Below are 12,708 nucleotides of genomic sequence, written 5' to 3' on the forward strand. Positions count from 1 at the left end.
CGTGTGGGTCATTCCGGCAGTTGCCGCATCTCCACCACACGCAGTCCCAGCGACCGGCAGCGCGCCAGCAGCCCGTACAGGTGTGCCTCGTCGACGACGTGACCGAACAGCAGGGTCTGACCGGACATCAGCACGTGCTCAAGCTCCGGAAATGCCTTGGTCAGCGTCTCCGACATATGTCCCTCGACGCGGATCTCGTAGCGCATGAGCGGTTCTCCCGCGGGCGGCCCGGTGCGAACTCCGTCCCTACCCGACGATCGTGCCGGTCGCTGTGCCCCGGGGCCTCACCCCGAGCAGGTGAACCGCCCGTGACGGTGGAGGCGGAGGCCCGGATCAGTGCTTCAGGAAGAGCTTGAAACAGATGATGGGCAGGCCGAGCAGCACATTGACGGACGCGGCGATCAGGACCAGACGCCAGGAGGCGCCGGCCCAGCGTGCCGCCGCCACGGACCAGCCGACCTGCCCGGCCAGGGCGACGCAGAGCGCAAGCCAGACGGCGCCCTGGACGCCCAGACCGAGGAGCGGACTGACCGCCACCGCCAGGGCCGGCGGGACGGCGGCCTTCATGATCGGCCACTCCTCCTGGCACACGCGCAGCACGACCCGGTGGTCCAGGGTGCGCTGGGCGAGGCGTTCCCCGAACAGCACGGCGTGCACGTGCGCGATCCAGAAGACGATGCCGGTGAGCAGCAACAGCAGCACCATCTCCAGCCGCGGGAAGGAGCCCAGGGTGCCGGCGCCGAGTACCACGGACGCCGCCAGCATGGAGCCGTAGATGCCGCCCGTGTAGTCGGCGTGGGCCCGGCGCTCGGCCCGCTTGGCACGCCTGCCCCGGGCTGTGGGGTGCGGGGAGGCCGCGGTGGTCTGTGCGTCGATGGTGGTCCCGTCGGTAGTGGTCCCGTCGGCAGTGGTCCCGTCGGTAGTGGTCCCGTCGGTAGTGGTCCCGTCGGTAGTGGTCCCGTCGGTAGTGGTCCCGTCGATAGTGGTCCCGTCGGTAGTGGTCCGGTCGCTCTCGGACATGGGAGCCCCCTTCATGAGCGGCGGGTCGATCCGGGCGTACCGGCGGCCGGGGTGTCGGGGCCCGGCGGTCCCGCCGGGCCCGTTCCGTCGACCGGGCCCGACCCGCCCGTTCGACGGGACGGGCCCGTTCGGCCGGTCCCGCCCGTGCGACCGGTTCGGCCCGTCGGCAGGTGGGGTGTGACGAGGTAGCTGGCGAGGGTGATGCCGCCCGCCGCGAGGAGGGCCGCCTTGAGGCCGTTCAGCTGGGCGGAGGCGTAGGCGTCGGTGAGCGCCTCGACCTCGGACGGCGGCAGTCCGGCCCGCTCGGCGGCCGAGCGCACCTGGTCGGTGGGGACGAAGGAGATCCCCGCCTGCAGGGCGACGCCCGTCCGCTCGCGGGTCTCCTCGGACAGGCGCGGGTCGTCGGCGACCTGCGAGGTGAAGGCATGGGCCAGCGCGCCGACGAGGATCGACCCGATGAGCGCCGTGCCCAGGGCGGAGCCGAGGTTCTGCGCGGTGAACTGCATACCGCCGGCCTCGCTGCGTTCCTCCTCGTCCACGCTGGACTGGACGACGTTCCCCAGTTGCGAGGCGAGCATGCCCATGCCGATACCGAGCAGGGCCATGGCGCAGGCGAACTGCGCGTCGTCGATGACGGGATCGATGGTGGCCAGCAGCCATACGACGGCCCCGACGAGCGCGGCCAGGCCCAGCCGGACCATGCGGCGCGGCCCCACGAGCCGTCCGAGCCGGGCGGCGACGGTGGACGCCACGAGCATGGTGACGGACACCGGGAGCAGCCGCAGTCCCGTCTGGAAGGCGTCGAACCCTTGGACCACCTGGAGATACAAGGGGATGGTGAAGAACAGGCCGAGCAGGATGAGGTTCTGGCTCACCAGCGTCATCAGGCCGGACCGCAGGGCGGGCACGCCCAGCAGCGACAGATGCACGAGGGGGTCGCGGCCCTCGCGCTCCCGGTGCCCTTCCCAGTGCCGGAAGAAGGCCAGTACGGCCACTCCGGCGGCGACGACGAACAGGGTGGGCGCGAACCCGAGGATCGTGAAGGGCGGGTTCCGGGGCTCCACCCATCCCCAGGTGCCGCTCTGGAGGACGCCCAGCACGCCCAGCGCGAGTCCGGCGGCCGAGAGGGTCGCGCCGACGGCGTCGAGCCTGGGGCGCGGCCCGGTCCGCGGGACGTCCGCGATCACCCGGCGGAAGCAGAGGACGACCACGACGACGACCACCTCGCCGGCGAAGACCAGGCGCCAGGTGAGGTACGTGGTGACCCAGCCGCCGAGCAGCGGGCCGACCGCGATGCCGGCACCGGCGAGTCCGCCGATGACGCCGTAGGCGACGGCCCGGTCGGGCCCCCGGTAGGACTCGGCGACGAGGGCCGCCATGGCCGGCAGCACCAGAGCGGCCCCGATCCCCTCGATGACGGACCAGCCCAGGGTGAGGACCCACAGGGAGGGCGCCAGGGCGGTCAGGGCCGACCCGGTGGCGTAGACGACGAGACCCAGGAGGAAGACACGGCGCCGCCCGAGGATGTCCCCGAGGCGCCCCCCGATGAGCATGAAGGCGGCCATGACCAGCGCGTACAGGGTGATCACGGCCTGGATGGCCGTGACCTCGGTGTCGAAGTCCTCGACCAGCTGACTGATCGAGACGTTCATGACGGACGTGTCCAGCACCATCAGGAACTGCGCCGTCCCGAGGACGATCAGAGCCCGCCACTGCTTCACGGTGTCCTCCTCGCCGAGTAGGCCGGGAACGCCACCGCCATCACCCGGACGACGACCGTTCCCCACCCTCCATCCCAGCTCAGAAGCCTTGCGGCTGCCTCACCCGCCACGGGCGAGGCAGCCCTCACACGGCCGACGACCACGATCCCCCTGAGCTGCGGGTAACGCCCGAGAGCGGCACCCAGCGCGCCCGGCGCACCACATCGAAGAACGACCGTGATCAGCCCAGGGGACGAGGTCCGGGTCCGGCTGTTACTCCCCGATGCTGTCCGGGCCGATGCCGCGCTGACCGTCACCACAGAGCCGTCCGGGCCCATGCCGTGGCCATGCCGCCGGGAGGACGGGTTCGGCCCCGAACAGTAAAAAGATCTTGACCGATATCATCCGGAGCGATCAGCCTTGACTGGACCAGAGCTGTAACGTGAAGTCTGATCAACAGAGATTCACGTCAGCCAAGTTGGAGGTCAACGGTGCCGGATGTAGTGCAGGAGCGCAATGGCGTGCAGGTGCTGATGTGCGATCCGGCCGGACCTCGTGTAAGCACGATGCAGGACGGGCTCGACCTCGTCGGTTCGGTGTACCTCGGTGCCGAGGTCGTGGCCGTTCCCGCAGAACGACTGGACGAGCAATTCTTCTCACTGGGCTCGCGCTTCGCCGGTGAAATCATGCAGAAATTCGTCAACTACCGGCTTCGTCTTGCCGTCATCGGTGACATCACCCGCCACCTGGAGGCGAGTTCTGCGCTCCGGGCTCTTGTCCATGAGAGCAACATGTCCAACCACGTCTGGTTCCTTCCCGATGTCGAGGCCCTCGACGCCCGCCTTCAGGCCATCGCCTGAACCGTGAAGCGCAACAGGTTACGGAACCGTCGTGATCGATGAACTGATACCGCCGCCCGGCAGTACCGCTCATACATTCACCGACTACGATTCAGCCGTGTCCGCGCTGTATCCGCAGGAAGCTGCCGCCATCGCACGCGCCCTGCCGAAGCGCCGGCGGGAGTACGCCAGCGTCCGTATGTGCGCACGGCGCGCCCTGAGCGGGCTGGGGGTACCACCCGCGCCCGTACTGGCAGGTCAGCGTGGCGCACCGCAGTGGCCTGGGGGCATCGTCGGCAGCATGACCCACTGTCCCGGATACCGTGCCGCCGCCGTGGGTCGCTCCTCCGACTTTCTGGGACTCGGCATCGACGCCGAGCCCAATGAGCCGCTGCCGGAGGGCCTGCTGGAGTTCACCTCGTTGCCCCAGGAGCGCGCCCGGATCGAGGGCTTGGCAGACCTCGCCCCCGAAATCTGCTGGGACCGCCTCTTGTTCAGTACCAAAGAGGCATTGTTCAAGACCTGGTATCCGCTCGCCGAGCGCGAACTCGGCTTCGACGAGGCAGAAATCGACTTCGAACTCGAATCACAAACGTTCTCCGGACGCGTACTCGTTCCGGGACCGGTCGCCGACGGTGAACGTCTGGAATTGTTCAGCGGCCGCTGGCTCTGCCGCGACGGCTTCATCGTCACCGCGATCGCACTGACAGCCCCTTCACCCTCATGCGTGGCCGCAGCGGGCGAAGCCGCGTGGAAACCCACATACCGATCAATTGGACGAGAGCCCTGATGAGCCTTGCACCGGCGCTGCGCCGGTTGTCCGACGAGCCCATGATCAGCCTTCCCGCTGGAGCGATCACCCTGCGGGACGAGGGAACGATGACGGATTGGCGGGTGGAGGTCGCGGCCTTTCGGCTTGCTTCCGTGACGGTGACCAGGGAGCTCTATGCCGCCGTACTGGACAGGCCGGCGGGGGATCCGGCGGAAGCGCACAAGCCGGCGACCGACGTCTCCTGGAATGACGCCGTGTGGTTCTGCAACCTCCTCTCGGAAGCCGACGGACTTCAGCCCTGCTACACGACGGGGAACGACCCCGACGCCCAGGACGTGGTCTGCGACTGGGAGGCGGACGGCTACCGCCTCCCCAGCGAAGCGGAATGGGAGTACGCGTGCCGGGCAGGCAGTCAGGACGTCCGATACGGCGATCTCGACGAAATCGCCTGGTACCGCGGCAACTCCGGCGATGAAGTGCACGACGTCGCCACCCGGCAGCCGAACGACTGGGGCTTCTACGACCTGATCGGCAATGTGTGGGAGTGGTGCTGGGACGTCTACGACCCCAAGGTCTACGGCCCGTACCGCGTGTTCCGCGGCGGCGGTGCCTACGACCCACCACGGGCGTGCAGAGCGTCGTGCCGACGCAAGAGCCACCCGACGTTCCGGATCGACGACCTCGGCTTCAGGCTCGCCCGATCCGGGTCGGCTCCTCTGGATCAGTAGGCAGAGCCGTGGCCGGCGCGTGTCCGATGATGACCGAGCTGCCGACTGTGCACGCAGCACGCCAACGGGGCCGGCCGAGCTGGGCCGGCCCCGCCGGTCACGGGGGGGCTGGGTTCAGCCTTGCTCGGCACTCAGCCGCACAGGCAGGGTCTCCAGCCCGCGGAGCACCGTGCCGGGCCGCCAGCGGAAGGAGGCCGGATCGCCGCCCAGTTGAATGTCCGGGAACCGATCAAATAGACGACTGAACGCGATCTCCGCCTCAAGTCGGGCCAAGGGTGCGCCTACGCAATAGTGGATGCCGTGCCCGAATGCCAGATTTCCGCCCGCCTTGCGGGTGATGTCCAGCTGGCTGCCGTTGACGAACTGGGCGCCGTCCCGGTTGGCCGAGGCGAGGGCGACCACAACCAGCTCGTGTTCCGGGATGACGACTCCGCCCAACTCGACTGGTTCGGTGGTGTACCGAAGCGACGCTGTGTTGACCGGCCCCTCGTAGCGCAGGAATTCCTCGATCGCCCCAGGCAGCAGGGAAGGATCCGAACGCAGTGCGGCGAACTGGTCGGGGTGTCGCAGCAGGGCGAACATTCCGTTGCCGATGAGATTCACGGTCGTCTCGTGACCGGCGACCAGGAGCAGGAAGGCCATGGACACCAGCTCCTGGGCGTTCAGCTTCTCACCGTCGTTGCTGGCGTTCACCAGACCCGTGAGCAGGTCCTCGGCAGGGTTGATCCGCTTGCTCTCGACCAGTTCGTGCAGGTACCCCAGCAGTGCCGGCGCAGCCTCCTGGATCCGCTCGGGATCCCCGGACAGCTGAGCGGCGACCCAGCCGTGGAACCGGTCCCGGTCCAGCGCCGGAACGCCGAGCAACTCGCAGATCACGGCGATCGGCAGAGGGTAGGCGAAGGCGCGCATCAGATCTACTTGATCCTGACCCTCCATCGCGTCGAGCAGTTCGGCAGCGATCTCCTCGATCCGGGACCGCAGCCGCTCCACAGCGCGTGCGGTGAAGACCTTGTTGACCAGTTTCCGCAGGCGGGTGTGGTCCGGCGGGTCGGTGTTCAGCATGTGCGCCGACAACTGGGTGGCGAACAACATCGCCTTGAGCTCACCCGTGGTGTTCTTCTCGATCACCTTCTGGCCGACCTCGACGTTCTTCGACAGCCGGGGGTCAGTCAGTGCGGCCCTTGCGTCTTCGTAGCGGGTGACAAGCCACACCCTGAGGCCGCCCGGAGCTATCACCTCGCAGACCGGTGCCTCGACCCTCAGGAGGTCGTACAGCGCATGCGGATCCTGCTCGAACTCTGCCTGGTTGATTTCGATCGGTGCCGAGCGTCCACTACTGGTCGACAAGGTGTCCCCACTCTCTCGTATCATTTTTTCGTCGTGCATTGGTGCCGCTATTTCTCTGCGTCGACAGCAACGCTCCCCTCTCCTCTTCCTCCACCGGGAGCGGCGCTACGCCCCAGGTCCTTGAAGTTCTTCGTCGCGATGTTGAGGCACAACGACGGCGACACGCGGAAGAGCCACCAGAAGAGCTTCCAGAAGGCGGGAACCACGATGATCCCCTGATTCTTGGCGACCCCGTCGAGTGCCTTCCTGGCGAAGTCCTCCGGGGCGATCGGCTTCTTCTCCTCCCACATCTTCCGGGACTGCTCGCCGGTCACCCCGTCGACCTCGCGGCCGTACCTGCCCCCCTCGATGAACGGGGTCCGGATGACGCCGGGACACAGCACGCTCACGCGCACTCCCAGCTGTGCGGCCTCGGCACGCAGGTTGTTCGACAGGCCGACGACGGCATGCTTGGTGGTCACATAGGACGTGGTTCCGGGGCTCGGAACCAGGCCCGCCATGGAAGCGGTGTTCACGATGTGACCGAAGCCCTGCTCGATCATCACGTTGTACGTGGCCTGGACGCCGTTGACGATGCCGCCGAGGTTGACGTCGATGACGCGGCGCCAGTCCTCGATGCGGTAGTGCCGGGCTCCCGCGCCCATGCCGTGGCTGATGCCGGCGTTGTTGAACAGATAGTCCAGGCGCCCGGTCCGGTTGACCGTGTCCTGGACCAACTGCTCGAACCCCGCGTAGTCGGTGACGTCCAGCCAGGCCGCCGTGGCCCTGCCGCCGGCTGCCCGGATCGCCGCGGCCACTTCTTCGGCCTGCTCGATCTGCAGGTCGGCCAGGACGACCTCGCAGCCTCGATCCGCAAGGGCCTCGGCAAGCGCGCGGCCGATGCCCGACGCGCCACCCGTGACGATCGCGGTGGCCCCCTCATATGTTCTGATGCTCTTCTGCGCTGCCATGACCGGTTTCCCTTCCAGGACCACGTCTCGTCTTTTCAGCCTCGTATCGAGGCCATCTTCTGCTGAAATTCGTCCATCGATTTGATGTCGTTACCGAAGCGGTTCACGGTACTCAGCTGCACAGAGCCGCCATCCGACGGAAGGATGTACTTGACAAATGTCGCGAGTGTTGCGCTGGGACCGAGGTCGATAAATGTGAGGTCTTGCTCGCAGGTCATCTTGTCGATGGTTTCCCTGAATTCCACGGGATTTCGCATCGCGGCCCACAGTCCGTCGGTCGACACGGCGTCGACCAGGCCCGCCGAAGCAGCGGAGACGATCGGAATGCGCGGCGGGGAGAAGCCCAGGGTGCCGAGGAGACTGCGGGCCTTGTCCCTGACCGGGTCGATGAGTTCCGTGTGCACGCCGTAGTTCACGGGCAACCGCTGGCACAGGATGCCCTCACGTTCCATGGCGCGCTGGGCCTCCTCGATGTCCTCCAGCAGCCCGCTGACCACGAAGTTGCCGTCGAAGTTGCGGCCCGTCACCCAGCAGCCGGCGAACAGGGCCGCACGGGTTTCCACGAGTTCCGGCGAGCCGACGATCGCCAGCATGCCGGAACGCGGAGTCTCCTGCGCGAGCAGCCGCGCGAACTCCACGGCGAAGGAGATACCGAGCTCCAGTGAGAAGACCTCGGCGACCACGGCCGCAGTGATCTCCCCGAGGCTGTAGCCGAGCAGGAAGTCGGCCTGGTGGCCCATCTCCTGGACCACCCGGGTCAAGCTGTACTCCACACAGAGCAGTGCCGCGTTGGAGTCCGCGAGCGAGTCGAAGGGATCGCTCTTGTGCCGATCCGGATCGAAGACCGTGTCCAGCAGCGACTTGCCCAGGATGGGCGAGGCGATGTCGTCGCAGTGGTCGAGCCAGAGCCGGTAGCGCGGATGCCGCTCGTAGAGTTCGCGTGTCATCTGGAAGTACTGGGAGCCCTGGCCCGAGTACATGAACACGGTTGGTTGGGTCATCGCTGCTTCCAAAGAGTCCGGGGCGCGGCCACGGGCGCGGCTGCAATCAGCATTTCTGCAGGCAGATCGCCGAGCTGATGCCACCGAAGCCCATGCTGAGGCTGACAGCCGTCTCGAACGTGCACGGTTCCGCCTCCTGACCGACCCAGTCGAACGACGGGTCCATGAGATCCAGCAGATTTCGGCTGGGGTGCAGCTTCTGCGCCCTCATCTGCAGCAGAGTGGCGACCACCTCCACCGCGCCCGCCGCGGTCAGACCGTGGCCGGTGATCGACTTGGTCGTGTTGATCCGGGCGTGGGTGAGGCCGCACTGCTTCAGCGCCTCCAACTCGATCTCGTCGCCAGTGGGCGAGCCGGTGCCGTGCGGATTGACGTAGTCCACTGCGGACGGCGGCAGACCTGCCTCCCGCAGTGCCGCCCGGACCACACCGATCTCGCCGTCGAGTGAGGGATTGGGGTTCCTGTTGCCGTCCATCGCCGTGCCACCGCCACGGAAGCGGGCGTACGGCGCGGGGTGGCGGCGGCCGCCCTCCCGTTCGACGACGACCGCACCGCATGCCTCACCGAAGATGAAGCCGTCCCTGTTCAGGTCGAACGGGCGGCATGCGGCGGCCGCGTCATCCGCATACCGGTTGGACCCCATGGCCCCCATGGCCCTGAACGCGAGGCACTCCCAGTACGAGAGATCCATAAGCGCCCCCATGGCGACGCACACGTCGACCTGACCCGACTGCACCGCCCGCACTGCCTGGAGCACGGCCAGCAGTCCACTGGCCGAGGCCCCGCCCAGCGTGTGGGCGAAGCCTCGGATCGGGTACGCCTCCGTGCAGAACCCGCACAGGTCCGTGTCCATGAAGGCCATGCCGTACGTGGGACGCAGGAACTCGGGCCGCTCGGCGTACCGAGCGTGGAGCTGGGTGAGTTCGCGCTGCTGGACGTTGGATCCGCCGATCACCAGACCGATGCGACACGGATCGACGTCCTCCAGGCCGGCCTCGCGCCAGGCCTCGTCGAGGGTGGCCAGGGCGACCCGCGACGAGAAGGACGCCGTGCGCAGCACTCTCGGCGCAATGCTCTCGGGCATGACCAACTCGGAGATCTCGGCCCCCAGAAAGGCGGTCGGGGAGCCGTCCGAGCCGCCGGAACCGGTCGGTGCCTGTCGCCCAGGGCGTTGCAGGGTGCCGAAGGCATGGCGGCCGTCGAGCAGCGCGGCGATGAAGTCGTCCTTGCCCTGGCCCACGGAGGTGGTGACGCCGAGGCCCGTGACGACGACATCGCGCGGGTCAGGAATTCGACTTGCCATGGATGAGATCCGCGAGTTCACCGATGTTCTTGGCGTCTGCGAGCTCGATCAGCGGGATGCTGACCGAGAGCGACTCGAGCGTCATCATGATGATCTCCGCCCGGTCGATGGAGTTGGCCCCCAGATCCCGCAGCGAGTCGTCGGGGACGAAGCCGTGGTCCTCGAGTTCCGGGAGGACCTCGCGGGTGTTCTCCACGATCCGGTTGAAGACGTCCTGGTTCGGCATTCTGTTAACCCTCTATGTATTGGGATGTGATGAGGTCTCGAACCTCGGGTTGATGAAAGGTCTTCTCGTGCATCGCCACTTCGCGTTCGATGAAGCGTGGAAGCTCCGCGCGGAGTTCGGACACAAGGTGGTCCTTCAGGGTGATGAGTGAGACTCTCGGCTTCTCCGCAATGCTCTCGGCCAACTCGACGGCACGCGAGAGGACCTCCGCCCGTGGCAGCACGGGGAAAGGAACTCCACGCTGCTTGAGGTCACGGCCGTAGTAGGTCTCCGCGGAGAGCAGCATCTCCTCGGCCAGGCTGAATCCGAGTTTCTTGGGCAGGATCAGAGTCGCCCCCATGCCCGGCGTGAAGCCGTACTTCATGAAGTTCGTCGTGTAGATGCTCTCCTGACTGAGAATCACGAAGTCGGCGAAGAGGCCCATCGCGAAGCCGCCGCCGATACCGTGGCCCTGCATGGCGGCAATGACGGGAACCGGGCAGTCGAGCGCCAGGCCATAGATGTCGGAGTCGGTGAAACTGATCCGCCGCTCCTGGATCTGCAGCAGGCTCTCCTTCCTGCCTCCACTGGCAAAGTAGTTGCCGTAGCCCGTCAGGATCACCACCTTGCACTGCTCATTGGCCTTTGCCTTTTCAAAGGATTCACTCAGGCCCATGATGAGCTGGTCGGAGAAGGTGTTCTTGTGCACCTTGTCCTGCATCGTGATCTGCACGATGTGGGGACCGATCTCCTGGTAGTCCACGGGCGCTGCGCCCTGCATGTTCTACTCCCCCTCCCAGGGAAACTGGCCAGTTTCCACATAACGCGCTATCTTCTGCAGGTTCTCCTTGTCGGAGAACACCTCCCGATTTGCATCCACGGCCTTCTCGCGGGCCGAGACCAGTGTGCTGTCGAGATTCCGCAGGTACTTCTTATAGCGAGCCACTCCACTCTTGGGCAGATACCGGAGGCGCAGAATGTGTTTACGCAGCAGGTTCTGACTGTTCTTGTCGCTGGCGTCCACCAGCTGCCAGTTCACCGCCTGTTCGGCGGTGAACGGCTGCGTGGTCAGTGTGATGTAGTTGGCCTTCGCCGGGCCGACCTTCCTGATCAGGAAGGGCATCACGCACGCCGGCATGAGGCCGAAGAGCAGCTCCGAGAGGCTGAACACCGACCTGTCCTCGCACAGGACGATGTCGCACGCGGCCACGAACCCCAGACCTCCGGCGTTGACCTTGCCCCGGACATGTGCAATGGAGACGAACGAGCCGTGGGCCAGCGCGAGCCACAGGTCGTACAACGCCCCGGCGTGCGACTGTTCATGGCTGCTGCCGTCCTCCTGGGAGCTGATCTCCCGGAAGTCGGCGCCCCAACAGAACACGTCGGGCAGGCCTTCGAGAACGAGGACCTTGGCGTGCTCCTCGCAGAAACGAACGACGCTGGTGCACTCCTCGACCAGGCGGACGTTGATCGAGTTGTCGGCGTCGGGACGGTGGATCTGGAGGAAGCAGATCTCGTTCTCGAACCTGACCTTGACCGTGTCGTACTCGGCGGCGTTCAGGAGACCCACTCGTACTCCCGGTGGAACTCGTCGATCCGCTTCAGGAACAGGAGTTCCTTGCCGAGCGCCGTCCTGGCGCCCGGCACGATGGTGGTGTCGAGGTCGACGTTGCGGGTGCCGAACTTCACCACGTGGTTGTTCCTGAGCAAGGTGTCGTACTCGTCCATGCTCAGCTCGTACCGCTGGTCCAGGTGCTTCTCGATGGCGAGCCCGCGCAGCCGGTCCTGGCTGTCCGGCCGGACCACGCCGCTGAAGAACTCGGAGCAGCAGCCGGAGCCGTAGGAGAAGACGCCGACGCGCTGAGGGGCCGAGAGATCCGCGTTGTCGATCGTGCTGGCGAGCGACAGCATCGTCGTGGCACCCATGATGTTGCCGACGCGCTGACAGTAGGTCAGGCCCGGTTGCATCCTGCGCCGGAAGTCCTCCTCGATCGCCGCCGGGCGCGCCTTTTGGAGCTTGCGCATCAGGTTGCGGTGCGCCCCCTTGATCATCCCGCCGAAGGGCGTGTGGAACGCCAGGTAGCCGAAGCTGTCGACGAAGTCCGCGTCGCCGACGCGCCGCTGGTACTCCAGGAACGCGTTCTCGCAGCAGTCGAGGTACGACAGCAGCGAAAGCTCCGCGTTGCCCGCTTCGCTGTCGGGCAGCGGACGGCAGGTGTCCATCACCTCGTGGCCGTAGTAGCCACTCGCGCCGACGTCGATCTGGAAGACGTGCGGGATGTCGCTGACGAGCATCGCCACGGCACCCGCACCGCCGCTCGGCTCGGCGAACGACCAGTCCTCCGAGAGTGCGTCACCGCCCTCGGCCACCATGAAGCGCGTGATGTCGGTGGCGATGACCAGGGCCTTCGCGCCCGGCGAGGTCTGCGCGAGGACAAAGTTCGCCGCCGTCTGCAGAGCCGCCACACCCGAGTAGCAGGCGTTCTTGATCTCGAAGAGACGGCAGTTCCGGTTCAGTCCGAGCAGGTTGTGGAAGTAGGTGCTCATGGACTTGCCGAAGTCGAAGGCCGACTCGGTCGCGGTGATGACCAGCTCGATGCGGTCCCGCTCCTGGGGGGACAGGGCATCGATGAGAGGCTTGGCGGCGTTCACACCGAACGTCACCGGGTCCTCATAAGGCAGCGCAACGGTCTTTTCCTTCATGAGCAGGTTGTCGAACCTCGCGGTGTCAAGTCCGCGGTGGATCGCCAGCTTCTCCACATTGACGTGGCAGGTGCCTGCGAAGACGTTGAGTGCTTCGATTCCGACGGTCGTCATCAATTTCTCCCTGGGGTCTTCCCGGT

At 66.5% G+C, this 12,708-nt stretch carries 14 protein-coding genes; 3 read left to right on the forward strand and 11 right to left on the reverse strand.

Annotation, left to right across the window (positions count from 1 at the left end):
• Positions 1-8: 8 nt before the first annotated feature.
• From ACZ4Z2_RS16785 to ACZ4Z2_RS16795, 3 genes are all read right to left on the reverse strand, one after another.
• Complete coding sequence (locus ACZ4Z2_RS16785; protein WP_468076613.1) at positions 9-206, reverse strand: hypothetical protein; 198 nt, start codon at positions 204-206, stop codon at positions 9-11.
• A 127-nt stretch (positions 207-333) separates the two neighbouring features.
• A complete protein-coding gene (locus ACZ4Z2_RS16790) occupies positions 334-876 on the reverse strand; it encodes a hypothetical protein (RefSeq protein WP_468076712.1) in 543 nt (180 codons plus the stop codon).
• A 155-nt stretch (positions 877-1,031) separates the two neighbouring features.
• On the reverse strand, positions 1,032-2,741 hold the full coding sequence (locus ACZ4Z2_RS16795) for an MFS transporter (RefSeq protein ID WP_468076615.1): 1,710 nt from the start codon (positions 2,739-2,741) through the stop codon (positions 1,032-1,034).
• A 470-nt stretch (positions 2,742-3,211) separates the two neighbouring features.
• Here ACZ4Z2_RS16795 and ACZ4Z2_RS16800 point away from each other — a divergent pair, with 470 nt between their 5' ends.
• From ACZ4Z2_RS16800 to ACZ4Z2_RS16810, 3 genes are read left to right on the forward strand one after another with little or no spacing between them, the layout of a single operon-like run.
• The gene (locus ACZ4Z2_RS16800; RefSeq protein WP_468076617.1) at positions 3,212-3,580 is read left to right on the forward strand and encodes a DUF4180 domain-containing protein; all 369 of its coding nucleotides are present in this window, start codon (positions 3,212-3,214) and stop codon (positions 3,578-3,580) included.
• 31 nt (positions 3,581-3,611) lie between these two features.
• Complete coding sequence (locus ACZ4Z2_RS16805) at positions 3,612-4,349, forward strand: 4'-phosphopantetheinyl transferase family protein (protein WP_468076619.1); 738 nt, start codon at positions 3,612-3,614, stop codon at positions 4,347-4,349.
• Entirely contained in the window at positions 4,349-5,059 is a 711-nt protein-coding gene (locus ACZ4Z2_RS16810; protein ID WP_468076621.1) for a formylglycine-generating enzyme family protein, read from the forward strand. The genes ACZ4Z2_RS16805 and ACZ4Z2_RS16810 overlap by 1 nt, the downstream gene beginning before the upstream one ends.
• A gap of 114 nt (positions 5,060-5,173) precedes the next feature.
• Here the strand turns inward: ACZ4Z2_RS16810 and ACZ4Z2_RS16815 are convergent, their stop codons facing one another.
• The 8 genes from ACZ4Z2_RS16815 to ACZ4Z2_RS16850 are packed head-to-tail and all read right to left on the reverse strand — an operon-like array spanning position 5,174 to position 12,682.
• The gene (locus ACZ4Z2_RS16815) at positions 5,174-6,406 is read right to left on the reverse strand and encodes a cytochrome P450 family protein (protein ID WP_468076623.1); all 1,233 of its coding nucleotides are present in this window, start codon (positions 6,404-6,406) and stop codon (positions 5,174-5,176) included.
• A 47-nt stretch (positions 6,407-6,453) separates the two neighbouring features.
• Entirely contained in the window at positions 6,454-7,356 is a 903-nt protein-coding gene (locus ACZ4Z2_RS16820; protein ID WP_468076625.1) for an SDR family NAD(P)-dependent oxidoreductase, read from the reverse strand.
• Positions 7,357-7,391: 35 nt separating this feature from the next.
• Positions 7,392-8,357, reverse strand: a complete 966-nt coding sequence (locus tag ACZ4Z2_RS16825; RefSeq protein WP_468076627.1) for an acyltransferase domain-containing protein — start codon at positions 8,355-8,357, stop codon at positions 7,392-7,394.
• 46 nt (positions 8,358-8,403) lie between these two features.
• Positions 8,404-9,660 carry a beta-ketoacyl synthase N-terminal-like domain-containing protein gene (locus ACZ4Z2_RS16830; protein ID WP_468076629.1) on the reverse strand — a complete coding sequence of 419 codons (1,257 nt, stop codon included), beginning with the start codon at positions 9,658-9,660 and terminating at the stop codon, positions 8,404-8,406.
• On the reverse strand, positions 9,641-9,886 hold the full coding sequence (locus tag ACZ4Z2_RS16835; RefSeq protein ID WP_468076631.1) for an acyl carrier protein: 246 nt from the start codon (positions 9,884-9,886) through the stop codon (positions 9,641-9,643). Before ACZ4Z2_RS16835 ends, ACZ4Z2_RS16830 begins: the two co-directional genes overlap by 20 nt.
• Positions 9,887-9,890: 4 nt before the next feature.
• Positions 9,891-10,646, reverse strand: a complete 756-nt coding sequence (locus tag ACZ4Z2_RS16840; protein ID WP_468076633.1) for a polyketide synthase — start codon at positions 10,644-10,646, stop codon at positions 9,891-9,893.
• 3 nt (positions 10,647-10,649) lie between these two features.
• Positions 10,650-11,435 carry an enoyl-CoA hydratase/isomerase gene (locus ACZ4Z2_RS16845; RefSeq protein WP_468076635.1) on the reverse strand — a complete coding sequence of 262 codons (786 nt, stop codon included), beginning with the start codon at positions 11,433-11,435 and terminating at the stop codon, positions 10,650-10,652.
• Positions 11,423-12,682 carry a hydroxymethylglutaryl-CoA synthase family protein gene (locus ACZ4Z2_RS16850; RefSeq protein WP_468076637.1) on the reverse strand — a complete coding sequence of 420 codons (1,260 nt, stop codon included), beginning with the start codon at positions 12,680-12,682 and terminating at the stop codon, positions 11,423-11,425. The genes ACZ4Z2_RS16845 and ACZ4Z2_RS16850 overlap by 13 nt, the downstream gene beginning before the upstream one ends.
• Between the last annotated feature and the right edge of the window lie 26 nt (positions 12,683-12,708).

Source organism: Streptomyces sp. NPDC030183 (assembly GCF_055573455.1).

Coding starts and splice junctions, on each gene's coding strand:
- ACZ4Z2_RS16785 (WP_468076613.1), bottom strand. CDS start 206: ATGCGCTACGAGATCCGCGTCGAGGGACATATGTCGGAGACGCTGACC.
- ACZ4Z2_RS16810 (WP_468076621.1), top strand. CDS start 4,349: ATGAGCCTTGCACCGGCGCTGCGCCGGTTGTCCGACGAGCCCATGATC.
- ACZ4Z2_RS16820 (WP_468076625.1), bottom strand. CDS start 7,356: ATGGCAGCGCAGAAGAGCATCAGAACATATGAGGGGGCCACCGCGATC.
- ACZ4Z2_RS16825 (WP_468076627.1), bottom strand. CDS start 8,357: ATGACCCAACCAACCGTGTTCATGTACTCGGGCCAGGGCTCCCAGTAC.
- ACZ4Z2_RS16830 (WP_468076629.1), bottom strand. CDS start 9,660: ATGGCAAGTCGAATTCCTGACCCGCGCGATGTCGTCGTCACGGGCCTC.
- ACZ4Z2_RS16835 (WP_468076631.1), bottom strand. CDS start 9,886: ATGCCGAACCAGGACGTCTTCAACCGGATCGTGGAGAACACCCGCGAG.
- ACZ4Z2_RS16840 (WP_468076633.1), bottom strand. CDS start 10,646: ATGCAGGGCGCAGCGCCCGTGGACTACCAGGAGATCGGTCCCCACATC.
- ACZ4Z2_RS16850 (WP_468076637.1), bottom strand. CDS start 12,682: ATGACGACCGTCGGAATCGAAGCACTCAACGTCTTCGCAGGCACCTGC.